This is a genomic window from Lactococcus protaetiae (assembly GCF_006965445.1).
Classification (GTDB): domain Bacteria; phylum Bacillota; class Bacilli; order Lactobacillales; family Streptococcaceae; genus Lactococcus; species Lactococcus protaetiae.
The window spans coordinates 1,637,601-1,660,847 of record NZ_CP041356.1; the positions used below are offsets into that span (position 1 = coordinate 1,637,601).

Sequence of the window (23,247 nt, forward strand, 5' to 3'; positions counted from 1 at the left end):
ATGACTAAAGAAATTGCCTTAACTTTTGATGATGGTCCTTGGGGCTTAACAACCCCAAGAGTACTAGATGAATTAATCGCTCAAAAAATTCCAGCAACATTCATGATATGGGGCGAGCATGCTAATCAATATCCAGAACTTGTAAAACGAGCAGCAGCAGCCAAACTATTTTCTTTCGGTAATCATACCTTTTCCCACCGTTCTTTACTTGAAATTGATGAGAAAGAAATTAGGAAAGAACTGGAAAAGACAGATCATATTATCAGGGAACTAACTGGAGATTTTCCCAAGTTTATCCGCCCCCTTTTGGTGATATAGACTTCGACACATTAAAAATAGTCAATCGCCCTGTTATTTGTTGGTCTTTAGACACAGAGTCATGGCATCATCATGATGCCAATCAGTGTTTAGAGCGCGCTACAAAAGCAGAAGATGGGGATATTCTTCTCATGCATGATTATCAGGAAGCGGAAGCAGAGGCCCTACCTAAAGTAATAGATTACTTACAAAAAAACGACTTTGTTTTTAAAACGATTCCAGATTTATTGGGGCATCAACTCAAAGAAGAACCATACATCTACTACTCTAGGGATAAAAGAGATAAAATTGGATTTAAATAAAAAGTTATAGATTGAAAGGAAATAAAAATGTCATACGTTTTAGGAATAGACCTTGGAACATCAAGTTTAAAAGGAATCCTCATGAGCCAAGAAGGCTCGGTAGTTACAACAAAAAGCGCCAATTATGATATCGACAATCCCAAGCAAGGTTTTTCTGAGCAAAAACCAGTTATTTGGGTAGAAGCGCTAGAAAAAGTTTTAACTGAAATATCGCAAGAAGTTTCAGATTTTGGTACAGCACTTTCAGGAATTAGTTTTTCAGGTCAGATGCATTCGTTAGTTGTATTAGATGAAAACAATACTCCTATTTATCCAGCTATTTTGTGGAATGACGTGAGAACAAGTAAGCAATGTCAAGAGATTATGAGTAAAATGGGTGACAGATTACTTGAAATTACGGGTAATATCGCGCTTGAAGGCTTTACTTTACCTAAGATTTTATGGCTTCAGGAAAATGAACCAAAAGTTTGGGCACGTGTTAAAAAAATAATGTTGCCCAAAGATTATTTAGGTCTTTATTTGACAGGAAACATTCACACAGAATTTTCAGATGCGGCAGGGACTTTACTTTTAGACATTGAAAAACATGAGTGGTCCAAAGAAATAGCAGATACTTTTAATATTTCAATGGAAGTTTTACCAGAATTAGTTGAGTCTGTAGGACAGATTGGCACAGTGACCACTGGAATCAAGGATAAATTTGGCATTCAAAATGAAGTGAAAGTTTTTGCTGGTGGAGCAGATAATGCAGCAGCAGCTCTCGGTGTTGGATTGATTGACGAAGAAATTGGATTGATCTCAATGGGAACATCAGGAGTTGTTTCTAGTTTTGAATCCAAGTTTACTAATTATGATGGTAAACTTCACTTCTTTAATCACACTGTACCTCAGGCTTATTATTCTATGGGTGTTACTTTAGCAGCAGGTAATTCGTTGAATTGGTACAAAGAAACCTTTGGACAGGGTAAAGGTTTTTCAGAATTACTTTCTGATGTGAACACTGTACCTGTAGGGTCTAGTGGACTTTTATTTACACCTTATATTGTAGGAGAACGTACACCACATTTTGATTCTAAAATCCGCGGTAGTTTTATAGGAATTTCAGCAACACATGAACAAAGACATTTTTCACGTGCAGTCCTAGAAGGCATTCAATTTTCTTTACGAGATTCAAAAGATATAATGGAATCAGCAAAAGGAAAAACATTCAAATACTTGATTTCTGTAGGTGGAGGGGCACAAAATCCAGATATTATGCAAATGCAAGCAGATATTTTTAATACAGAAATGATTCGCTTGACCGTTGAGCAAGGACCAGGACTCGGCGCTTGTATGATTGCTGCTTTTGGTTGCGGTTTCTATCCAACACTTGAAGAAGTAACGAAAGCTTTTGTTCACTATCAGCTAGAGACCTTTAAACCAATTGCTAAAAATGTTGCCGAATATGAAAAAATTTACCAAATCTGGAAACAAGTTTATTCAGCAACAAAAAATTTATCTCATCAATTAGTAGACTTTAATGATGGGAACTTAAAATGATTATGATAAGTGATATTTCTGAAAAGGAGCTCCCGCTTTTAACAGGTAAGAGCATCCATGAAATTACTCTTTCAAATGGGCATCTAACCATTGTCATCCATGACTTTGGAGCGCGTATCCATCAGATTTTTGCGCCCGATAAGTATGGAACGTTTGAAAATATTCTCCTTTCTAAAGACAATTCCGAAACATATATACATGATGGAGGATATTATGGAGTAATTTGTGGACCAGTAGCTGGTAGGATTGCGGGAGCTAGTTATGGTGAGATTAAATTAGATGCAAATGAAGGAAAAAATACGCTTCATTCTGGCAGCAAAGGATGGGAAAGACAATTTTGGGATTATGAGGTATTCAAAGAGAAAGAAAAAATAGGAATTAAACTAACTCTGAAGGATGAACAATCAGGCTTTCCAGGAAATATTTCTGTAAGTGTCATATATGAGCTTGAAGGATCATGTCTAACTGTAAAAATGACAGGAATATCAGAAAAAGACACAGTTTTCAATCCAGCTTTTCACCCATATTTTAACCTTACAGCTGACAAAGAGAGTACTTTGGAACATATTTTACAAACCACAACGACAAAAGTAGTTGAAGTGGATGAAGAAAATATTCCAACGGGAAATCTAGTTCCTGTGGGAGATACGGTTTATGATTTGAGAAAACCAGTATCTATCAGGAGTATTTTAGAAAAAAATCCTCAAGGTTTTGATCACTGCTTCGTATTTCCAGAACAAGATACGAAAAAAGCTCTAAATCTTTTCGAGAAAAAATCAGGAAGAAGGTTAACCTGTATAACGGATCGTCAGGCAGTGGTCATTTATACAGCCACCAATCCTGAACAAGAGTCAACAATATCGGGAAAGAAGATGACACCTAATCGAGGGCTTGCTATTGAATTTCAAGAATTACCTGACATAGTGCATCATCCTGAATGGGGAACGATAGAACTTAGAGCAGGTGAAGAAAAGACCTTCATTTCAACTTATACATTTTCTGTTGAATCAGAGTGACTATCAAGAGTGTAAAAGAAATAATATAAAGATATGATTATCATTGCTTTTCATGTTTATTAAGGAGAATTTTTAGAATGGCACAAATTCAAAATCCGGTTTTATCAGGGTTCAATGCGGATCCTTCAATCATTCGTGTAGATGATACGTACTACATCGCAAATTCAACTTTTGAGTGGTTTCCAGGCGTGCGTTTACACGAATCAAAAGATTTAGCACATTGGAACTTGCTTCCATCGCCTCTATCAACCACAAAATTACTGGATATGAAAGGAAATCCATCATCAGGAGGAATCTGGGCACCAGATTTATCTTATTCTGATGGAAAATTTTGGTTAGTTTATACTGATGTAAAAATTACCGAGGGAGCTTTTAAGGATATGACAAATTATCTGACAACAGCAACAGATATCCATGGCCCTTGGTCTGAACCAATCAAGCTTAACGGCGTAGGGTTTGATGCTTCACTTTTTCATGATGAAAATGGCAAAAAATATCTTGTCCAACAAACTTGGGATCACCGTGAGTATCATCATCCTTTTGATGGAATTACATTGACAGAATTTGATGTATCAACGATGAAACTTCGTCCAGAAACAGCAAGAACAATCTATAAAGGAACTCATGTTAAGTTAGTTGAAGGTCCACACCTTTACAGAGTAAACGGTTATTATTTCCTTTTTGCTGCTCAAGGTGGAACGATATTTACCCATCAAGAAGTCGTTGCTAGATCTAAGACTTTAGAAGCAAACTCATTTGAAACAGAACCTGGGGATCCTTTTATTACCAATTTTGATACACCAGATTCCTATATTCAAAAACAAGGACATGGTGGCTTAGTTTCAACACCTGAGGGAGAATGGTACTATGCTTCTCTTTGCGCTCGACCTTGGAATAGAGAAAACGAATCCAGCACGGACCCACGTGGCTGGTCAACATTAGGGCGTGAAACTTCTATTCAAAAAGTTGAATGGGACAAAGAAGGATGGCCTCGTATTGTCGGTGGACATGGTGGTACTACTTTTGTTGAAGGACCTAAAGATGTGATTGAGACAAAGGTTCCTTTTCATCACTCACAACACGATGATTTTGAAAATAATACACTAGATATGAATTGGAATACTCTTCGTGTACCATTTAATAAAAAAATGGGTCAGGTGGGAAATGGTAAATTAACTTTAGTAGGACAAGGCTCACTAGCTAATGTCCATGACCTATCTTTAATTGCTCGTAGATGGCAAGCTTTTTACTTTGACGCTGAAACCAAGGTTAAATTTAACCCTTTTAGTTACCAACAAATGGCCGGTTTAACCAACTATTATAACGACCGTCATTGGAGTTTTGCTTTTGTGACATGGAATGAAATCAAAGGTCATGTCATCGAAGTTGGAGAAAATAATCGTGGCAATTATACATCGTATTTGAAAGATAATGCAATAAAAATTCCTGAAGGAACAGAGTATGTTTGGTTGCGAACAAAAGTTCGTAAAGAAACATATAGCTATGAATATTCGTTTGACGGCAAAGAATTTATAGAAATTCCAGTTTATTTGGACGCAGCTGTGTTGTCAGATGATTATGTAGTACAGTCTTATGGTGGATTCTTCACTGGTGCTTTTGTAGGACTTGCTGCTGTTGATTATTCTGGATATGATGCTCAAGCTGAGTTTGATTATTTTGATTATCAAGAACTAGGCGACAAACTTCTTAAGGATGGTTCGTACAGCTGGGAAGCTAGTGAATCTCGTTTTGATTAATAAGAAAATAACTCACTTCACCTTTAAAGGCGAAGTGAGTTTTCTAAAGGTAAGGTAAAAATGAACAAAAATTATGGAAAAAAGTTTGTGACATTGAACAATGGAATAAAGATGCCAGTCCTTGGGTTTGGTTCTGTTCTTGAAACAGATGTCTCTGATTTTAATGCTGTTTATAATAGCGCTTGGAATATGGGGTATCGCCTTTTTGATACGGCATCGAGTTATGGTAATCAAATTGCTCTTGGAAATTGGTTGCAAACTTTAGAATGTAATCGTGAGGAATATTGGTTGACGAGTAAAATCGCCCAAGATGAGCAAGGTTATGAACAAACATTGTCTGCATTTCAGAAAACACTAAAGGAATTACAGACGGATTATTTAGATTTATATTTGATTCATTGGCCAAAGGAAAAAACTTTTTTTGAAACATGGAAAGCATTAGAAGAACTCTATGATGATGGTCTTGTAAGAGCGATAGGAGTGTCAAATTTTGAACCTAATCATATTGATCGTCTCTTAACCCGCGCAAGAATTATGCCTGCAGTTGACCAACTGGAAACCCATCCTTACTTTTCTAACCATGTTACTCATAATTATTTGCAGAAGTTAGGGATTCAACTTCAAGCATGGAGTCCTTTAGGTCACGGTGGTCAAGAACTAAATGATAGTAAAATAATAGAATTAGCCCAAAAATATCATAAGTCAGCAGGGCAGATTATTTTACGTTGGCTTGTTCAAAAAGAAATTGCTGTCATTCCAAAATCAACGAATTTTGCAAGGCAGGAGCAAAATATTAGTATCTTTGACTGGTCTTTGACACCAACAGACGAACAAATCATTGACAAACTGCAAAAAGGAGAGCGGGTAATGGGTGCGCCAGATGCAAATTATACAGAAGATAGATGGTAAGAAAAGGGAAGAATAAAATGCAAAGAACACTCACTAATGAAGAAATTGAGCGATTAAACAAGGTATCCTTATTTGAAAAAATAGAAAATGGAGATTGGTACCAATTTGGCAAAGAGCCAGAATTGCAAGAAATTGTCAAAAAGAGTAGCCAAAGAATACAAAAAATAAATGATAAATCAAAAGAAAGTTTTGAAGAAGCAAGAGTGCTTCTCGAAGACTTTTTGCCTCATCTTTCTAAGACAGCTGAAATATATTTTCCGTTGACGAGCGTGGAATATCCTGAACATTTTTATGTGGGAGAAGAAAGTTTTATTAACTCTGGACTACAAGTGATTAGTGCTGGAAAAGTGACGATAGGAAATCACTGTTTTATTGGTCCAAATTGTCAATTATTTACCCCTAATCATCATGCTAGTAGTCCTAGCTTAAGAAGACAAGGTTGGCAGTATGATGCACCGATTACGATTGGTGATGACTGTTGGCTTGGAGGAGGTGTGATTATCTTACCAGGGGTGTCAATCGGGGATGATGTTGTGATTGGTGCAGGGAGTGTAGTCACTAAAGATGTTCTCAGTCATTGCATGGCTGCTGGAAATCCAGCACGTATATTAAAAAGATACTGATGTTAAGTTAAGCCGTCTAGTGCAAAAAGACGGTTTTTTAATATGAAATAAACGCAACCTTTCCGTTTTAAAATATCAAAGTTCTCCAAGAAAATATAATTAGAAAGCGGTATCATTTAAGTGTAATAAAACAATGCAAGAGAGACTTGCGAAAATAAAATTAAGGAGTTATTGTTATGAGAAAACTTTCTCCCACTTTCATCTATTTTTTTGGTGCTTTAGGTGGGCTATTATTTGGATATGATACGGGTGTTATATCTGGTGCATTACTTTTCATTGAAAAAGAGAGTTGGCATGTTAGTAGTTGGGCTTGGATGGAAGGGTGGATTACTGCAGCAGTTTTGATGGGTGCGGTAATTGGTGCTGTTGTTATTGGACCGATGAGTGATAGGTTTGGACGTAAACGACTTTTGTTACTATCAGCAATCATATTTTTTATTGGAGCTTTAGGTTCTGGACTTTCTAATAGTGCAGAGCTACTCATCATTTCTCGTGTTATTTTAGGGATGGCTGTTGGTTCAGCATCTGCATTAGTTCCTACTTATCTATCAGAACTTTCACCTGCAGAAATTCGTGGTGGAGTATCTACAATGTTTCAATTGATGATTATGACTGGAATCTTACTTGCTTACATTTCAAATTATGCTTTGCAAGGAGTGTCAGGAAACTGGCACTGGATGCTTGGGCTTGCAACAATTCCTGCGGCTTTACTTTTTATTGGTGGGTTATTTTTACCTGAATCTCCACGATTTCTTGTACGTCATGATGATGAAAAGGGAGCGCGTGAGATTTTAAGGATGATTAATGACAATCCTGATTCTATTGATGCCGAAATTTCTGATATACAACTTATGGCAAATGAGGAAAAACAAGGTGGATTGCAAGAATTATTTGGGAAAATGTCACGTCCAGTGTTGATTATGGCGATTGGACTTGCTGTTTTCCAACAAGTGATGGGCTGCAATACTGTTTTATACTTTGCTCCATCAATCTTTGTTTCTGTTGGTTTTGGGGCAAGTGCAGCATTGCTCGCTCACATTGGTATTGGTATTTTTAACGTGATTGTCACCTATATTGCAATGAAAGTGATGGATAAGGTTAATCGTCGGTGGATGTTGAATTTTGGCGCTTGGGGAATGGGGATTTCTCTTGTACTGATGTCTGTTGGGATGATTTTGGCTGAGAATGCACATATTGGTTTTGGTAAATATTTGGCAGTTATTGCATTAACAGTTTATATCGCTTTCTTTTCTGCAACGTGGGGACCTGTGATGTGGGTGATGATCGGCGAAAGTTTCCCACTAAAGATTCGTGGACTTGGAAATTCTTTTGGGGCCGCGGTTAACTGGGCTGCAAATTGGGTGGTTTCATTAACTTTCTTGCCTTTGCTTTCGTTTTTTGGTACGGGTAAAATTTTCTTACTTTATGCAGCTTGTTGCTTTCTATCTATCTGGTTTACTAGTAAGAGGGTTATCGAAACTCGTGGTAAAACATTGGAACAAATCGAAGCAGAACTACTTCATCGTGTCCATCATCTTAACGGATAAATATAATAAAATTAAACTTGTTTGTGAATTTTAAATGGAGATAGAAATTAAAAGGAGAATATAGTGGCGAATTATAATTCATATGAATATCTTAAAAATCTTGATAAATGGTGGAGAGCAGCAACCTATCTCGGTGCAGGAATGATTTTTTTGAAATCTAATCCACTTTTTTCAGTAACTAAAACACCGATTCAAGCAGAAGATTTAAAAGCTAATCCAATCGGTCACTGGGGAACTGTCTCAGGACAAACCTTCCTCTATGCACATGCCAATCGGTTAATTAACAAGTATCAACAGAAGATGTTTTATCTTGGTGGTCCTGGACATGGTGGACAGGCGATGGTTGTTCCTTCATATCTTGATGGAAGTTATACAGAAGCCTATCCTGAAATCACACAAGATCTTGAAGGGATGACGCGTTTATACAAACGGTTCTCATTTCCAGGTGGCATTGGTTCACATATGACGGCACAAACGCTAGGTTCATTACACGAAGGAGGAGAATTAGGCTATACGCTTTCTCATGCGACGGGGGCAATCCTTGACCAACCTGACCAAATTGCTTTTGCTGTGGTAGGGGATGGGGAAGCAGAAACAGGTCCTCTGATGGCAGGTTGGCACTCGATTAAATTTATTAATCCTAAAAATGATGGTGCGCTTTTACCAATTTTGGACTTGAATGGTTTTAAAATTTCTAATCCAACGCTATTTGCTCGAACTTCTGATGTGGACATTCGTAAATTTTTTGAAGGACTAGGATATAGTCCACGCTATATCGAAAATGATGATATTCATGATTACATGACTTATCATAAAATTGCAGCAGAAGTATTTGATAAAGCGATAGAAGATATTCATCAGATTTGGTCAGATGCGCGTGAACATGGTCGCTACCAAAATGGAGAAATTCCAGCTTGGCCAGTTATCATTGCGCGACTCCCGAAAGGTTGGGGTGGTCCTCGCTTTAACGACTGGAGTGGTCCAAAGTTTGATGGTAAGGGAATGCCAATTGAACATAGTTTTCGTGCTCATCAAGTTCCATTGCCATTATCGAGTAGAAATATGCAGACTTTGCCAGAGTTTGAAGAGTGGATGAAGTCTTATAAACCTGAAGAATTATTCAATACTGATGGAACCCTTAAAGAAGAATTACGTGAGTTTTCTCCGAAAGGGAATATGCGCATGGCAGCTAACCCAGTGACAAACGGAGGGATTGACCGTTCAAACTTGACCTTACCAGATTGGAAGAAGTTTGCAAATGATATTACAGCGAAAAATCGAGGGAAATTATTGCCAGTGGTCAATGACAACATGGACATGAATGTACTATCTAAGTATTTTGCTGAGATTGTGAGACTCAATCCGACAAGATTCCGCTTGTTTGGTCCCGATGAAACGATGTCTAATCGTTTTTGGGAAATGTTTAAAGTGACGAATCGCCAATGGATGCAAGTTATCAAAAATCCTAATGATGAGTCTATTGCACCAGAGGGAGAATTATTGATTCACAATTATCAGAGCATCAAGCAGAAGGATTTTTGGAAGCTTATACTTTGACTGGTCGTACAGGAGTTTTTGCTTCGTATGAAAGTTTTTTACGTGTAGTTGATTCTATGTTGACTCAGTATTTTAAATGGATTCGTCAGGCTTCTGAACAAAAATGGCGGCATGATTATCCAGCCTTAAATGTGATTTCAACCTCAACAGTTTTCCAACAAGACCATAATGGTTATACTCACCAAGATCCTGGTATGCTAACACACTTAGCGGAAAAGAAGTCTGATTTTATTCGTCAGTATTTACCAGCTGATGGAAATACTTTGCTGGCTGTGTTTAATCGTGCTTTTCAAGATAGGAGCAAAATCAACCATATTGTTGCGTCAAAACAACCTCGGCAACAATGGTTTACGGTTGAAGAAGCGGAAAAATTAGCAAAGGATGGGATTGCCGTTATTGACTGGGCTTCGACGGCCAAAGAAGGTGAGGATGTTGATTTGGTTTTTGCTTCTGCGGGTGCAGAGCCTACGATTGAAACCTTGGCAGCTTTGCAGCTAGTAAATGAAATTTTCCCAGAAGTGAAGTTTCGTTATGTCAATATTGTTGAGCTTGGATGTTTGCAGAAGAAAAATGGTTTGCTTAATCAGGAACGTGAACTTTCTGACGAAGAATTTGAAAAATACTTTGGTCCGTCAGGAACACCAGTTATTTTTGGATTTCATGGCTATGAAGATTTGATAGAATCAATTTTTTATCAAAGAGGTCATTTAGGGCTGAAAGTGCATGGTTACAGAGAAGATGGTGATATTACTACGACTTATGATATGCGTGTTTATTCAGAACTGGATAGGTTTCATCAAGCGATTGATGCTGTCCAAATCCTGTATGTCGAACGCAAAGTCAATCAGGCATTGGCAAAGGCATTTATTGACCGAATGAAGCGAACAATTGCGCATCATTTCGAAGTAACGCGTAATGAAGGAATAGATATTCCAGAATTTACAGATTGGGTATGGAAAGACTTGAATTGTAAAGAATAAATGATGAATAAAAAGGCCCTCGTGAATTGAGGGCTTTTTTGACTAACATTATCAATGTAGTAATCCTAATAAACCTTGGTAGAGTAATGCTCCAAGAGCACCTCCGAGAATTGGACCAACTAGAGGAACTAAAGCATAGTCCCAACCTGATTTTCCTTTGTTTGCAATAGGGAGTATGCTGTGCATAATACGGGGGCCCCAATCACGTGCGGGATTGATGGCATATCCAGTAGTAGCCCCAATGAAAGACCAATTGCCATGATAAGCCAGCCTACCATCATTGGTGAAACACCCGCCACAAGTTTATTTTGACTAAAAGCAAGAACTCCAATTAGGAGAATGGCTGTTCCGACTGCTTCTCCAAAGATATTAGATGGAGTGTGTTTGATCGCAGGACCAGTAGAGAAACATCCAAGAATTGTAGCTGAATCTTTAGTTTCTGCCCAGTGAGGATAGAAGAAAAGCCAAACAAAAAGCTGCCCTACCATTGCTCCAAGAAACTGAGCAAGGATAAACGGAAGAACAAGATTCCAACTAAATTTTCCAATCATCGCCATAGCAAGAGTTAAAGCAGGGTTAAATGATGCTGCAGGCGAGAAGACACCACCAATCATTACCGCAAATAGAACTGCAAAGCCCCAACCTAGAGCGATTGCAAGCCAACCAGTTCCCTGAGCCTTTGTTTTGTTTAAAGAAACACTAGCAACTACACCATTGCCAAATAGGATAATGATAAAATCTCCAAGAAATTCACCAAGACATTGGATCAAAACAGAATGCATAACGCACCTCTATAAAAGGTTTATTAAATAGCTATATTTTTTTCATCAGGGCGCACGAAACACTAACACTTTTTAAAAAAGGTGTTTTTTTACAGCATGATGGGAAAAGAATATCGTTTTTTAGTAAACCTACCTTTCATTATTTTTTAATTTAACTAATCTATATTATCTCTAGATGGTATATACATTAAAATAAGAAGAAATGGACAACTCAGGCGCCTTTTTTGCGCCATGAAGTTGTGTAATAATGTTAATTCATTGCTTTTATATCATATACCTGCTCGTTATGAGTAAATAGTGGTCTATAAAATATATCCGTCAGCTAATTTATTATAATCTGTAACTTGTTCAAGTTCCCAATCTTTGTTGTATCCTAGCTCTGTTGCCATAATATGAGCGACCTTTGGAGCGATTACTTTAGATTCGCGCGCATCAAGGAATAAAACACGAACACGTCTAGCAAGGACATCTTCAAGTTTTTGTGCCATTTCTTCGCGAACAGCCCAGACGACTTCTCCTCCAGTGAACTCATATTTCTCAGAGAGCGGTTGCGCAAGTTCTGGATTCTCTTTTTCAAGTTGACGAATCTTTTCACTATCAGTTCCATAGACGTAAATCCAGTCTTCACGGTCTTGAGTTGTTGTTGGTTTTGAACCATGAATAGTCAGTGTTTTTGTGATGCAGTCATGAATAGGCAGGTTTCCAATTTTTACCCCTAAATCAACGGTTTCTTCTGCCATTTGCCGATAAGTTGTCCACTTGCCACCAGTGATAGTGACGAGACCAGAATCATTGCTGAATAGTTTATGACTTCGTGAGATTTCTTTTGTTTTGGAAGGGTCTGCTCCTTCTTTCGGGCAGCAAGTGGACGGAGTCCTGCATAAGCACAAAGTACATCATTGCGGGTTGGTGCTTGTTCAAGATATTCACCTGCTGTTTGAAGAATGAAGTCAATTTCCTCTTCAAGTGGGCGAGGCTCTAGAGTAAACTCTGTCAAAGGCGTGTCTGTTGTTCCTAAGATAACTTTATTGTGCCAAGGAACACAGAAAAGAACGCGACCATCTGAGGTTTTAGGAACCATAATCGCATCATCGCCTCCCAAAAATTTTCCATCAACAATCAAATGAACCCTTGGGATGGACGAACTGAGGGCTTGTGATTTTTGATGTCCATAGACATAATTTGGTCAACGAAGATGCCTGATGCATTGATGACAACTTTTCCATTTAACTCAAAAGACTCACCTGTAAAATTATCTTTGACGGATACTCCTGAAATTTTTCCGTTTGATTTCCTTAATCCTGTAACACCAGCATAGTTGACTAGGACGGCACCATGTTCTGTTGCAGTCTGGACGAGATTTATTGCCATTCTGGCATCATCAAATTGTCCATCATAATACATGACACCGCCAACTAAGCCATCAAACTTGATTTTAGGGATTCCTTCTTTGACTTTTTTCTTGGAATAAATCTTTGATTTTCCAATATTGAGTTTTCCAGCTAAGGCATCATAAAATTTCATACCAACAGAGTAAAAAGGTTGTTCCCAAGTTTTGCGGTTGGCGATAATGAATTTTTGACTTTTAACGAGATGTTGAGCATTACGTGCTAGGCGACCGCGTTCATGAAGGGCTTCTCGAACAAGAGCGATATCGCCTTGTGCAAGGTAACGAACACCTCCGTGAACGAGTTTTGTTGACCGACTTGAAGTTGATTTTGCAAAGTCATTTTGTTCAAGTAGAACAGTCTTATATCCACGAGAAGCAGCATCAACAGCAACTCCCAGTCCTGTTGCTCCTCCACCTATGATAATGAAATCCCATCCTTCAGGATGATTTTTGAGAGTTTCTATATTTTTTTCACGAGAAATTGGCATTTTCTCACTCCTAACTAATATATGATGAACGGATTGTTATTTGAAAGTACGTGTTGCTTCAACTGCTTTTTTCCAGCCTGAATAGAGTTTTTCACGTCGTTCATCATTCATTTGGACATCAAAACGTTTACCTTCTTTTGCAGAAGACTTGAGCTCATCAAAATCTTTCCAATAACCAACAGCAAGTCCTGCAAGGAAGGCTGCACCAAGTGCAGTGGTTTCTAAATCACCTGCACGCTGAACAGAGGTGTTTAAGATGTCGGCTTGGAATTGCATAAGATAATCATTGTTAGTAGCACCACCATCAACTTTTAGTACGGGGATGTCTATTCCTGTATCTTCTGCCATTGCACCTAGAATATCTCGAACTTGATAGGCGATGCCTTGCAAAGTTGCTTTAATCAGGTCTTTATCCGTTGTGCCACGTGTTAAACCGAAGATAGCGCCGCGTGCGTCTTGGTCCCAATAAGGTGCTCCGAGTCCAACAAAGGCAGGAACCATATAAACCTCATCTTCGTTTTTTGACTCGAGTGCTGCAGATTCGGATTCACTGGCTTTGGTGATAATTTTGAGACCATCACGTAGCCACTGTATAGAGGAGCCGGCAACGAATACAGAGCCTTCAAGGGCATAGTTGATTTCACCGTTAATGCCGTAACCGATTGTAGTAAGTAGATTATTGTGTGAGAGTTGTGGTTTATCTCCTGTGTTCATCACGATGAACGAACCTGTTCCATAGGTATTTTTTACCATGCCAGGTTCAAAAGCCATTTGCCCAAAGAGTGCGGCCTGTTGGTCACCTGCCATTCCTGCAATAGGAACTTTAGATCCAAAGAAGTGATAAGTTTTTGTGAGACCATAAATTTCTGAATTTGATACGGCTTTAGGGAGCATAGCTGCTGGGATATTTAGGATATCAAGGATTTCTTGGTCCCACTCAAGTGTATTGATGTTGAAGAGCATGGTACGACTGGCGTTAGAATAGTCAGTGACATGAACTTTGCCATCGGTGAGTTTGTAGACCAGCCAGCTGTCAATCGTACCGAAAAGAAGTTCACCTTTTTCTGCACGTTCTTGTGCACCTTCTACATGGTCCAAAATCCAACGAATCTTGGTTGCAGAGAAATAGGAGTCGATAATAAGTCCTGTTTTTTTGTGGAAAAGTTCAGCATGCCCTGCATTTTTAAGTTGGTCTGCAATGCTTGCGGATTGGCGAGATTGCCAAACAATCGCATGATAAATGGGAAGTCCTGTTTCTTTATCCCAGACGACAGTTGTTTCACGCTGGTTGGTGATTCCTATTCCTGCAATTTGGTAGGGTTTTATTCCAGATTCAATGAAGGCTCCTGCAATGACGGATTGAACAGAATTCCAAATTTCATTGGCATCATGTTCGACCCAGCCTGCTTCAGGGAAGTATTGGGTAAATTCTTTTTGGCTAGTTCCTACGTGTTTGCCATCATGGTCAAAGATAATGGCGCGTGAGCTTGTTGTACCTTGGTCAATCGCCATGATATATTGTGGTTGTTCGGTGGATTGCAATGGTAATCCTTCAGACATAGATGTGTTCCTCCTTTAAAATATGAGCTTACTTTAATTTTACTGAAATAAACTCGAACGTTTGTAAACGTATTCTGAAAACGATTTCTATTTTACTACAAGAATAATACATTTTCAAGTTTAAAATTCACAAAGTGAACAAACTTTATAATTTGTCTAAAAATAGAAGTGCTTTATTTTGCTGTGTTTATTGATTGTTTTTGATGAAAATAAAAAAATTGGTTTGTTTTTAAGGATTATAAAATTTCACAAAGTAAAAAGAGAAAAATGTTCTCAAAGGAGCTATTGATTGTTTTTTTTGGTAAAATGGAGAGAAGAATTGAGATAAATTTCTGAGTATAAAAGAGTGGCTTAGACTCTTTCACTATGCTGCTAAAGTATCTAGTTGCAAGGGCAACTGACTAGATGAAACAAATCATCGCTGTTGTTGCTTATTCGGTTGATTCAGTGACTATATAAAATGGAGACGTTATGCGAAGGAGTGTCATGTGGTGCTAGTTTTGCACCATGAAGTTGTGTAGCAAGGTTAATTCGTTATTGCTTTTTGTAGCGAATTAGCTGTAATTTTATATCCTCAAAACGAGTATTCTTTATATCTTTATGGGAGAAAATCATGTTTGAAAAATCAGTAAAAGCTTTTGATGAAGCTAAAAAAGTGCTGCCTGGTGGGGTAAATAGTCCTGTACGAGCATTTAAATCTGTTGATATGAATCCTGTATTCATTGACCATGGCGCTGGAAGCAGGCTTTACGATATTGATGGCAATGAATATATTGATTATGTCTTATCTTGGGGACCGTTGGTTCTTGGACACGCAGAGCAGTCGGTTGTGAGAGCTTTAGAGGCTAGTGTGGCACGTGGGACATCTTTTGGTGCACCAACAGAAATTGAAACTGAACTGGCTGAACTTGTCATTCGTCGAGTGCCATCTGTTGAGATGGTTCGGATGGTGAATTCAGGAACGGAGGCGACAATGTCTGCTCTGCGTCTGGCACGTGGTGTGACGGGGCGCAACAAGATTGTGAAGTTTGAGGGGTCTTATCATGGACACGCGGATTCGTTGTTAATTAAGGCGGGGTCTGGTGTGGCAACGCTTGGATTACCTGACTCTCCTGGAGTGCCTGCTGGTATTGCGGAGAATACTTTGACGGTGCCTTACAATGATTTGGTAGCTTTGCGTGTTGCTTTTGAACATTTTGGTGATGATATTGCGGCAGTCATTGTTGAACCAGTGGGAGGAAACATGGGTTGTGTTCCACCTGTTGCTGGTTTTTTGGAAGGTTTACGTGAGATTACAGCGGAGTTTGGTGCGCTTTTGATTTTTGATGAAGTGATGACTGGCTTTCGTGTGGACTACAATTGTGCTCAAGGTAAATTTGGTATTGAACCTGACATTACGTGCTTTGGAAAAATTATCGGTGGCGGTTTGCCTGTTGGAGCCTATGGTGGACGTCGTGAAATAATGGAACAAATTGCACCTAGTGGACCGATTTATCAGGCTGGAACTTTATCTGGGAATCCTTTAGCGATGACAGCTGGTTTGGAAACTTTGAAACAGTTATCAGTTGATGATTATGTTGAGTTTGAGCGTAAAGCAGCTAGATTACTGTCAGGATTTGAGTTGGCGGCTAAGAAGTATGGAATTGCTCTATCTACAAGTCATGTGGGTGGAATGATGGGTGTATTCTTCACTAATGAGACAGTTGTTAATTTTGAAACAGCAAAAACAGCTGATACTGTGATGTTTGCACGGTTTTTCAAAAAAATGCTTGAGCAGGGGATTTATTTACCTGCTTCACAATTTGAAACATGGTTCTTATCAACAGCACATACCGATGCAGATATTGATGCAACAATCGCAGCTTGCGGGCGTGCCTTTGCAGAATTGGCAAGAGAAAAGTGAACTGACGGAGGGTGAAGAGGTATAAAAACCTTGCGGGTCGAAGCTGAATCGGCTTCTAAAAGAAACATTCTAAAGCTATGCTATATTTTTTTTGAGATGGAAATACAGAGAACATGAGAAATTTAAAAGTTGGAACGCGTAAGAGCCCGCTTGCTATGAAACAAACGGAACTGGTTGTTGAAATGCTTAAAGCCAAACATCCTGAACTTGAGATTGAAATTGTTGGAATTTCGACATTAGGGGATAGAGACCAAAAATCTAAACTTTCAGAAATTGGTGGAAAGGGAATTTTTGCAAAAGAGGTGGAGCGAGAATTGATTGATTCGGAGATTGATTTTGCAGTCCATTCTTTGAAAGATTTACCGGCAATTCTACCTGAAGGTCTGGTTTTGGCAGCTCACCCAAAGCGCGCAAATCCTTTGGACTGTGTGGTTTATCCTGAGTATTCTGAAAAAAGGATTTCGGATGGTGGTTTGCGATTGGGTACTGGTTCAAGCCGTCGGATTAAGCAACTTGAGCTTCATTTTAGTGAGGTGGAAACGGTTCCAATTCGTGGAAAAATCGAGACACGTTTAGAGAAAATGTTGGATGAACATTTGGATGGTGTTGTGCTGGCTTGTGCTGGTCTTGAGCGAATGGGTTATTTAGAGCATTTGTTGTATGAGCCGCTTTGTCCAGACAGTTTTGTTCCTGCAGTTGGGCAGGGAATTCTAGGGGTGGAATGTCGGATGGATGATGAGGAAGTCTTTCAGCTGTTGAAAGAGATTTCTGATCTTGAAACAGAACAGATGGCAATTGCGGAACGCAAGTTCTTAGAATTGATGAATGGAAACTGTGATATTCCGCTTGGAGCTTTGGCACAGAAATTTGATGAGGAATGGGTGTTTAATGCTTTTCTTGCCAAAGATGATAATGATGCAGGGCGTTCTGTTCGTTTTACAGGGGAAAATCCACTTTCGCTTGCTGTGCAGGCTTATGAGGAGCTGATGAAGTGAAAAGTGTTTTACGCACACATCAGCAACGGGAGCAGACGAAGAAAATTTTACTGACGAGAAAAAATTCTGCTGCTGACGAAAAATTTTTTGCTGACAGAAATTTTGTAAGTCAAATTTTGCCTCTGTCAGTGCTTGTTTTGAGAACATTAACAGCACAGGATATACTGGATTTGAATCAGTCACATTGGGTTATTTTTACGAGTCAGACACCAGTAAAAATGATTCTATCACTACTTACAAAGCCAATAAAAATTGCTTGCATTGGCGAGCATACGGCAAGCCGAATTCGTCAGTGTGGTTATGAGCCTGATTTTGTTTCGTCAAAGGCAAATAAGGAAGAATTTGTTGCTGAATGGAAAAGTTTGTATTCTGAGGAGGTACAGATTTTTTATCCGATGTCAGACTTGGCAGAGCCGATAGTGGCGACAAATGCCGTCATTAAAAATGTGGTTTGTTATGAGAATCGGGCAAATCTGTCAGCTACTTCGGCACTTGAAAAACTTCTGTCAGCAGGAAATTTAGATGCGGTTTATCTGACAAGTCCATCAGGGTGGGCAAGATTTTATATTGTCTATAAAAATTTTGATTTCCCTTTGAAATTGATTGCAATTGGAAAAACAACACAAGCTGCAATTGCTGCAAACGGCTTTGTTTCTATACTGAAAGATGAGTTATGATTGTACTTTTTAATAAACCTTATAATGTATTGACAAAATTTACAGATGAGGATGGCCGTGCTAACCTTTCGGACTATATCAAAATTCCTAATGTTTATGCAGCGGGACGACTGGATAAAGACAGTGAGGGCTTACTTTTACTGACAGATGATGGTAAACTTAATCATCAGCTGACAGACCCCAAATCGAAGTCTTATAAGACTTATGTGGTACAGGTTGAGGGAGATTTTTCAGATGAAGCAGCTCGGAAATTGCGTCTAGGAATTTTGCTCAAAGATGGGAAAACGTTACCTGCAAAGGTTAAAAAAATTGTACCACCTGATTGGATATGGGCGCGAACACCTCCGATACGTGAGAGAAAAAATATTCCAACGAGTTGGATAGAGATTTCGATTAAGGAGGGGAAAAATCGACAGGTGCGTCGAATGACAGCAGCCGTTGGTTTTCCAACTTTGCGGTTGATTCGCAGCTCTATTGGTCAGTATGATTTGGGAAGCCTCAAATCTGGTGAGTATAAGATAATAAAATGAAGTCAAGACTTATTTAGTGGGAGTTTCGTAAAACATTTATCCATTTTCTTCAGTTGCAGAAGTGACTGATAAAAGGACAACTCACTACTGAATTTAAGGTAGAACTTCTAGGTGTAATAACTAAGCAACTTGTACGCAGCCAAAGTTGCAACATTCTGCTTAACATCTTTGATATGAGGTCACCTTGTCCCTCTCAGAAGCCTAGGTGTTATCTCCGACCTAGAAGCTCGGAGTATTACGATTGCAACTGGGTGCGTTAGCATCAACAGCATAGTCCGAAGGTCGGAGATAGCACGCACTTGCCTTGATAAATTTTACTCAAATGATAGCGTAAATGTAGCGGTAAAACAAAAAATTCATCAGTAGATGAATTTTTTATTTTTAAAAACTACGACCTCCGCCGGAACCTCCACCAGAACTACCGCCACTGTTTGAAGAGGGGCGAGGAATTCGCCGTGTTGTGATGAAAGTGTTAACGAGAACATCTTGTTGTTCATTGAGTTCAAGTTTACCATTTGCTCCATAATCATAGCGCCAAATTGAATGGCTGCCCTTCATTTGATAACGTCGATAAATCGTCCAGACAAAACTGCCACCAACAATAAGTGCAACAATACCTGCGATTAAAATATTGAGCGGTTGAAAACTTCGATGAAAAGTGACGACACCAGTTTCAGGATTAACCGTGTATTTGCGAGAAGTAGGAATACCAGCTTGATAATAATGTTCGACTTTGTCAAAAAAGCCATTTACTGCACCAATGTTATCGTTATCTGATAAAGCAGGTTGCACGACATCAAGCGTGGCATTAATCCGAGAACTTGGCAGATAATATTTCATATTTCCTGTTGCCCAGATATAAACTTTGCGCAGATTCATATTGATGACGAGGACGACACCATTATTGCCACTACCCACTTTGTCTGCCAAATAAGTTCTTGCGTAATCGCCTGCTGATATATCGTTTTCTGTCGTGACGACAAAGACACCAGCTTTTGTTATTTGCGCGACTTCTTGAGCTTTTTGGACAATGTTGAAATATTATTTCCCAAAATCTGTGCATTATCTTCAATATTTGAAGGAAAAGTCTGTGCTGTGGCTTGCTGAGCAAAGAATATAAAAAATAGACTCAAAAAAGAAAGGATAAAAAGTGTTGATTTTTTTCTCATGAAATGAAATACCCCACTAAAATTCCTAAAATTAAAATAAGCATACATAGTCCTATTGCCCAGATCCAAAGTTTTGTTTTGTCAATGGGCAGGACACCAGCCACTTTACCTGTTTGTCCATTCATTGCATAGTAAAAAAGTTTATCATTGCCTGTTTCACGATAGGTGACAAGCCAAATAGGAAGAAGCACATAATCTTCGTCAAGTTTTTTGATTTGCTGCTGACTACGGACATTGCTGATAGAACTGTAACCACTAATCGTGCTTTCCATAAGTCTGTCAGCATACTGACGAAACTCTTGTTCAACATTTTCTTTCATGTCAGTGAACTCAATATCTCGTTTTTCTGTCAGAAAACCTGATAGGTACTGATTTTTGAAGGGAATTGCTGCACTCATGTCAAAAGGTTGAACTGAGCCAACCATCTTATCAGCCAGATTTTTTTGTAAAGCGTTTTTGATTAAATCCCTGAAATTGCTGTCTCCGCTACGCGCGATAGCATACTGTGAGTGCTCGGTGTATTCAATGTCCCCAGCAATCCAAACACGTAAATTAGTCGCATCAGCAGACATTTCGCCAGACAAATCCGCATCCACAGCCCAGTAAGGAAAATAGACACCAGAAAGATTTTGAATTTGTTTTTTATTAAAAAATTCTTTAGGGACAAACAATTTTTTACCGACCCAATCCAAAAATTTTGCTTCAGCATCATCTCGTTCAATCTGAAAAGGCAAAATTTTCTCTGGCAAAAATTGACCAGAAAGTCTAGAAGTAAGCACGACGGGATTATGACAGTAATAACACCAAGTTGATGCTGTTGTTGCATCTGTCACGATTTCAGCACCGCAAGAAGGACACAGAAAAATGCCGACTTCGTCGGTTTTATCATCATTTTCATTGCTGTCAGCACTGACAGAAGTTGTTGATAAGTTGTCAGTAATAGCTGCATCAGCCTGCTTGGCTTCAAACTCTGTCACTTCCTGTTCAGTAAAAGTAGAACCACAATATTCACAATGGAATTTTTGATTTTTAGGTTCAAATAAGAGCGGTCCACCGCAATTGGGACATTTGTGCGTAAGCACAGCATTGTCGCTCATAAGGTCTCCTTTTTTAACCAAGCAAGTGCGTGCTATCTTCGCCCTTTGGCTACGCTGTCCATCCTCGCTACGGTGCTAAAGCACCTAGTCGGAGTGGCAACTCCCCCACCTCTTTTAGGTGGAGGGATAGGCAACACTAAGCTTTGTTTTCGTTCTACTAACATCAGTAGGAGAGAAAAATTTTCCTACTGATGAAGTAATCACTTCAATAATCTGCCCAGTCATTGCTAGGGTCGTCATCTTCTAAAACACCAAGAGCTTGAGAGTGTTCTTGTTCTTTTTTTCCTAAGAAACTGGCGATGAAGAGCAAAAGGGCACCAGGAAAATCAAGTAAAGAAAAAATAGCAACAATTCGCATAAGGATACGTCCAGTTTTTATTGTTTTTGCGCCTTTTCTTTTCATTAACTCACGAGAAAACCAGCCAAAAACTAGAACAATACTAAACCATAATAAGTAACCAATCATATCTGACAGATACTGATGTGCATAAATTTGACTGATAGCACCAATCCAAAGAAAACCAAAAATTACAGAGTTGAAAATATTACCAATCAGGCTCAAAATTAGAGAGGCTTTCATAAAAGACTTCACAAAGCCCTTGCCACAAAAGGTTTCCCACATTCAGGACAGAACTTAGGAACACCATTTGTCAAATTGACAACAGCCCCACATTCGTTGCAAGCCATTTTGATATCAGAGCTAGCTGCAGGCTGAGGCTTACCGTGTCCACAGTTGGAGCAGAATTTTCCAGTGTTCTCAGTTGAACATTCAGGACAAGTCCAAGTTTCAGCAGATTCTTTTTGTGTTTGTTGTTGCGCCATTTGTGCTTGATTTGTACTAGAGAAACCAGCTAGGTTTTGACCACCCATATTCATGCCCATGAAAGCATTCATTGCCCCAGAAGGATTGCTACCAGCAGCTTCAAGACCACGTGCTACGGCACCTTGTACATAACCTTCACGCACACTTGGATCGCCTAACATTGCGCCTTGGTTGCGCATATTGATAAGCTTTTGGCTATCATCTGTATAAGAAATGCTGGCGACGGCTACAGAAACGATTTCCATGCCACGCAGTTTTGTCCAATCTTCATCTAAGGCGTCAGCCATATATTTTGACAATTCCATTGACTTAGAAGTCAAAAATGAAACGCGTTCTCCTTGCGCGGAATATTGATTGATTGAAGTATTCAATGCAGTCAAAAATTCAGCTAAGTATTGTTCGTTAATATCATTAATTTCTACGCGCTCAGCATTTTTAGGGATTGCATTTGTATAAAAAGCCAATGGGTCTGTGATTTTGATAGAATAAGTCCCATGTGTTCGCAAAAACAATTCTGCATTGTAAAAATTATCAAAGTATTGCAAAGGTGTTGCTGTGCCAAACTTGATACCTTTGATTTCTTGTAAATTGATAAAGAAAACTTTCTGAGCTTGTGGAGTGACACCACCAAACTTGAAACGGAAGAAGCTTTCTTGAACAGAGGCACGCAAATCACCATTAAACATACTTGGTGCAGTGTCATTTTTGACAGTATAATAGCCAGGTTCGGCAGTATAGTCAATAATTTTTCCACCGTCAACAAGAAGCATCATCATATTTTCATAGACGTGCACGACCGAACCGTCCGTTATCACATCGCTTGTTCCTTTGCGGTTTGAACCGCGTTTATCATCTTTTCTAACTTTAATGCCATTTGTAAAAACAGTTTGTCCAGACATTTCATTTGGCTCAATCACTTCGAGCCATTGGTCAGAAAGTGCTCCACCAATACTGCTTGTTGCTGCTTTGATAATTCCCATAATTGTTCCTTCCAAAATAGAATATTTTATCGTTCAATGAAGTGGTCTTGTCCAAGAAGCCTAGGCGCTATCTCCGCTTCGCTGCGCTATCCACACCACGGGTATCCATGATCGCTACGGTGCTGAAGCGCCGAGTCGCAATGGTTATCGCTAAGTGGCTACGTGCTTCGCACACCGTTCTGAGAACGGTCTACGCAACTTCGTTGCTCCGCTGTCCGTTTGCTTAGGGCTTAAAGCCCAAGAGCAAAAGGCAAAGCCACAAGTCGAAATGCCCTATGGCAGTCGTTTATCCCCTTCTAAGAGAT

The 23,247-nt window shown here is 39.1% G+C and carries 21 protein-coding genes and 2 pseudogenes; 13 read left to right on the plus strand and 10 right to left on the minus strand.

The features are described 5' to 3' along the window. The 9 genes and pseudogenes from FLP15_RS13140 to FLP15_RS08015 all read left to right on the plus strand — a co-directional run bounded on the left by FLP15_RS13140 (position 1) and on the right by FLP15_RS08015 (position 10,548). Positions 1 to 318 (plus strand): polysaccharide deacetylase family protein, encoded by a 318-nt coding sequence (locus tag FLP15_RS13140; protein ID WP_223804585.1) that lies wholly within the window; start codon positions 1 to 3, stop codon positions 316 to 318. Positions 319 to 449: 131 nt separating this feature from the next. Continuing rightward, positions 450 to 620, plus strand: coding sequence for a hypothetical protein (locus tag FLP15_RS13145; protein WP_223804586.1), 171 nt, complete (start codon positions 450 to 452; stop codon positions 618 to 620). Positions 621 to 647: 27 nt separating this feature from the next. After that, entirely contained in the window at positions 648 to 2,159 is a 1,512-nt protein-coding gene (xylB, locus tag FLP15_RS07985; RefSeq protein WP_142766666.1) for a xylulokinase, read from the plus strand. Beyond that, the gene (locus FLP15_RS07990) at positions 2,156 to 3,175 is read left to right on the plus strand and encodes an aldose epimerase family protein (RefSeq protein ID WP_223804587.1); all 1,020 of its coding nucleotides are present in this window, start codon (positions 2,156 to 2,158) and stop codon (positions 3,173 to 3,175) included. The genes xylB and FLP15_RS07990 overlap by 4 nt, the downstream gene beginning before the upstream one ends. Before the next feature lie 77 nt (positions 3,176 to 3,252). Next, complete coding sequence (locus tag FLP15_RS07995; RefSeq protein WP_142766667.1) at positions 3,253 to 4,932, plus strand: glycoside hydrolase family 43 protein; 1,680 nt, start codon at positions 3,253 to 3,255, stop codon at positions 4,930 to 4,932. Between the two features lie 60 nt (positions 4,933 to 4,992). Beyond that, the gene (locus FLP15_RS08000) at positions 4,993 to 5,841 is read left to right on the plus strand and encodes an aldo/keto reductase (RefSeq protein ID WP_142766668.1); all 849 of its coding nucleotides are present in this window, start codon (positions 4,993 to 4,995) and stop codon (positions 5,839 to 5,841) included. 17 nt (positions 5,842 to 5,858) lie between these two features. Further along, positions 5,859 to 6,464, plus strand: a complete 606-nt coding sequence (locus FLP15_RS08005; RefSeq protein ID WP_142766669.1) for a sugar O-acetyltransferase — start codon at positions 5,859 to 5,861, stop codon at positions 6,462 to 6,464. 176 nt (positions 6,465 to 6,640) lie between these two features. Then, positions 6,641 to 8,011 (plus strand): sugar porter family MFS transporter, encoded by a 1,371-nt coding sequence (locus FLP15_RS08010; RefSeq protein WP_142766670.1) that lies wholly within the window; start codon positions 6,641 to 6,643, stop codon positions 8,009 to 8,011. A 63-nt stretch (positions 8,012 to 8,074) separates the two neighbouring features. Beyond that, positions 8,075 to 10,548, plus strand: a pseudogene (locus tag FLP15_RS08015) (phosphoketolase family protein). 51 nt (positions 10,549 to 10,599) lie between these two features. Here FLP15_RS08015 and FLP15_RS08020 read toward each other — a convergent pair. The 5 genes and pseudogenes from FLP15_RS08020 to glpK all read right to left on the minus strand — a co-directional run bounded on the left by FLP15_RS08020 (position 10,600) and on the right by glpK (position 14,768). After that, positions 10,600 to 11,330, minus strand: a pseudogene (locus tag FLP15_RS08020) (MIP/aquaporin family protein). Between the two features lie 302 nt (positions 11,331 to 11,632). Further along, positions 11,633 to 12,070 (minus strand): glycerol-3-phosphate dehydrogenase C-terminal domain-containing protein, encoded by a 438-nt coding sequence (locus FLP15_RS13150; RefSeq protein WP_223804588.1) that lies wholly within the window; start codon positions 12,068 to 12,070, stop codon positions 11,633 to 11,635. Next, complete coding sequence (locus FLP15_RS13615; protein WP_280954064.1) at positions 12,046 to 12,453, minus strand: FAD-dependent oxidoreductase; 408 nt, start codon at positions 12,451 to 12,453, stop codon at positions 12,046 to 12,048. The genes FLP15_RS13150 and FLP15_RS13615 overlap by 25 nt, the downstream gene beginning before the upstream one ends. Further along, the gene (locus FLP15_RS08025) at positions 12,450 to 13,208 is read right to left on the minus strand and encodes a glycerol-3-phosphate dehydrogenase/oxidase (protein WP_280954065.1); all 759 of its coding nucleotides are present in this window, start codon (positions 13,206 to 13,208) and stop codon (positions 12,450 to 12,452) included. The genes FLP15_RS13615 and FLP15_RS08025 overlap by 4 nt, the downstream gene beginning before the upstream one ends. A gap of 36 nt (positions 13,209 to 13,244) precedes the next feature. Then, the gene (glpK, locus tag FLP15_RS08030) at positions 13,245 to 14,768 is read right to left on the minus strand and encodes a glycerol kinase GlpK (protein ID WP_142766671.1); all 1,524 of its coding nucleotides are present in this window, start codon (positions 14,766 to 14,768) and stop codon (positions 13,245 to 13,247) included. Positions 14,769 to 15,381: 613 nt separating this feature from the next. Between glpK and hemL the strand changes: the two genes are divergently transcribed. From hemL to FLP15_RS08050, 4 genes are all read left to right on the plus strand, one after another. Further along, positions 15,382 to 16,671, plus strand: a complete 1,290-nt coding sequence (hemL, locus tag FLP15_RS08035; protein ID WP_142766672.1) for a glutamate-1-semialdehyde 2,1-aminomutase — start codon at positions 15,382 to 15,384, stop codon at positions 16,669 to 16,671. A gap of 113 nt (positions 16,672 to 16,784) precedes the next feature. Further along, entirely contained in the window at positions 16,785 to 17,666 is an 882-nt protein-coding gene (hemC, locus tag FLP15_RS08040) for a hydroxymethylbilane synthase (RefSeq protein ID WP_142766673.1), read from the plus strand. After that, the gene (locus FLP15_RS08045; RefSeq protein ID WP_142766674.1) at positions 17,663 to 18,343 is read left to right on the plus strand and encodes a uroporphyrinogen-III synthase; all 681 of its coding nucleotides are present in this window, start codon (positions 17,663 to 17,665) and stop codon (positions 18,341 to 18,343) included. Before hemC ends, FLP15_RS08045 begins: the two co-directional genes overlap by 4 nt. Next, positions 18,340 to 18,873 carry a pseudouridine synthase gene (locus FLP15_RS08050; protein WP_142766675.1) on the plus strand — a complete coding sequence of 178 codons (534 nt, stop codon included), beginning with the start codon at positions 18,340 to 18,342 and terminating at the stop codon, positions 18,871 to 18,873. The genes FLP15_RS08045 and FLP15_RS08050 overlap by 4 nt, the downstream gene beginning before the upstream one ends. Before the next feature lie 381 nt (positions 18,874 to 19,254). On the opposite strand, the gene FLP15_RS08055 is transcribed toward FLP15_RS08050, so the two are convergent. The 5 genes from FLP15_RS08055 to FLP15_RS08070 form a co-directional block, all read right to left on the minus strand. After that, complete coding sequence (locus tag FLP15_RS08055; RefSeq protein WP_223804762.1) at positions 19,255 to 19,905, minus strand: TPM domain-containing protein; 651 nt, start codon at positions 19,903 to 19,905, stop codon at positions 19,255 to 19,257. Continuing rightward, positions 19,872 to 20,042 (minus strand): hypothetical protein, encoded by a 171-nt coding sequence (locus tag FLP15_RS13155; RefSeq protein WP_223804589.1) that lies wholly within the window; start codon positions 20,040 to 20,042, stop codon positions 19,872 to 19,874. Before FLP15_RS13155 ends, FLP15_RS08055 begins: the two co-directional genes overlap by 34 nt. Continuing rightward, on the minus strand, positions 20,039 to 21,139 hold the full coding sequence (locus FLP15_RS08060) for a TFIIB-type zinc ribbon-containing protein (RefSeq protein ID WP_142766676.1): 1,101 nt from the start codon (positions 21,137 to 21,139) through the stop codon (positions 20,039 to 20,041). The genes FLP15_RS13155 and FLP15_RS08060 overlap by 4 nt, the downstream gene beginning before the upstream one ends. Before the next feature lie 205 nt (positions 21,140 to 21,344). Further along, positions 21,345 to 21,719: a hypothetical protein gene (locus tag FLP15_RS08065; protein ID WP_142766677.1), complete on the minus strand. Its 375-nt coding sequence runs from the start codon at positions 21,717 to 21,719 to the stop codon at positions 21,345 to 21,347. Between the two features lie 8 nt (positions 21,720 to 21,727). Further along, positions 21,728 to 22,942, minus strand: coding sequence for an SPFH domain-containing protein (locus FLP15_RS08070; RefSeq protein WP_142766678.1), 1,215 nt, complete (start codon positions 22,940 to 22,942; stop codon positions 21,728 to 21,730). Positions 22,943 to 23,247 lie beyond the last annotated feature (305 nt).

What these genes read in the sequence shown, in the direction of transcription:
- FLP15_RS08060 (WP_142766676.1), bottom strand. Translation starts at nt 21,139, where the DNA reads ATGAGCGACAATGCTGTGCTTACGCACAAATGTCCCAATTGCGGTGGA.
- xylB (WP_142766666.1), top strand. Translation starts at nt 648, where the DNA reads ATGTCATACGTTTTAGGAATAGACCTTGGAACATCAAGTTTAAAAGGA.
- hemL (WP_142766672.1), top strand. Translation starts at nt 15,382, where the DNA reads ATGTTTGAAAAATCAGTAAAAGCTTTTGATGAAGCTAAAAAAGTGCTG.
- hemC (WP_142766673.1), top strand. Translation starts at nt 16,785, where the DNA reads ATGAGAAATTTAAAAGTTGGAACGCGTAAGAGCCCGCTTGCTATGAAA.
- FLP15_RS08025 (WP_280954065.1), bottom strand. Translation starts at nt 13,208, where the DNA reads ATGCCAATTTCTCGTGAAAAAAATATAGAAACTCTCAAAAATCATCCT.
- FLP15_RS08070 (WP_142766678.1), bottom strand. Translation starts at nt 22,942, where the DNA reads ATGGGAATTATCAAAGCAGCAACAAGCAGTATTGGTGGAGCACTTTCT.
- FLP15_RS07995 (WP_142766667.1), top strand. Translation starts at nt 3,253, where the DNA reads ATGGCACAAATTCAAAATCCGGTTTTATCAGGGTTCAATGCGGATCCT.
- FLP15_RS07990 (WP_223804587.1), top strand. Translation starts at nt 2,156, where the DNA reads ATGATTATGATAAGTGATATTTCTGAAAAGGAGCTCCCGCTTTTAACA.
- FLP15_RS08050 (WP_142766675.1), top strand. Translation starts at nt 18,340, where the DNA reads ATGATTGTACTTTTTAATAAACCTTATAATGTATTGACAAAATTTACA.
- FLP15_RS08065 (WP_142766677.1), bottom strand. Translation starts at nt 21,719, where the DNA reads ATGAAAGCCTCTCTAATTTTGAGCCTGATTGGTAATATTTTCAACTCT.
- FLP15_RS08000 (WP_142766668.1), top strand. Translation starts at nt 4,993, where the DNA reads ATGAACAAAAATTATGGAAAAAAGTTTGTGACATTGAACAATGGAATA.
- FLP15_RS13145 (WP_223804586.1), top strand. Translation starts at nt 450, where the DNA reads ATGCATGATTATCAGGAAGCGGAAGCAGAGGCCCTACCTAAAGTAATA.
- glpK (WP_142766671.1), bottom strand. Translation starts at nt 14,768, where the DNA reads ATGTCTGAAGGATTACCATTGCAATCCACCGAACAACCACAATATATC.
- FLP15_RS13140 (WP_223804585.1), top strand. Translation starts at nt 1, where the DNA reads ATGACTAAAGAAATTGCCTTAACTTTTGATGATGGTCCTTGGGGCTTA.
- FLP15_RS13150 (WP_223804588.1), bottom strand. Translation starts at nt 12,070, where the DNA reads ATGGCAGAAGAAACCGTTGATTTAGGGGTAAAAATTGGAAACCTGCCT.
- FLP15_RS08005 (WP_142766669.1), top strand. Translation starts at nt 5,859, where the DNA reads ATGCAAAGAACACTCACTAATGAAGAAATTGAGCGATTAAACAAGGTA.
- FLP15_RS08010 (WP_142766670.1), top strand. Translation starts at nt 6,641, where the DNA reads ATGAGAAAACTTTCTCCCACTTTCATCTATTTTTTTGGTGCTTTAGGT.
- FLP15_RS13155 (WP_223804589.1), bottom strand. Translation starts at nt 20,042, where the DNA reads ATGAGAAAAAAATCAACACTTTTTATCCTTTCTTTTTTGAGTCTATTT.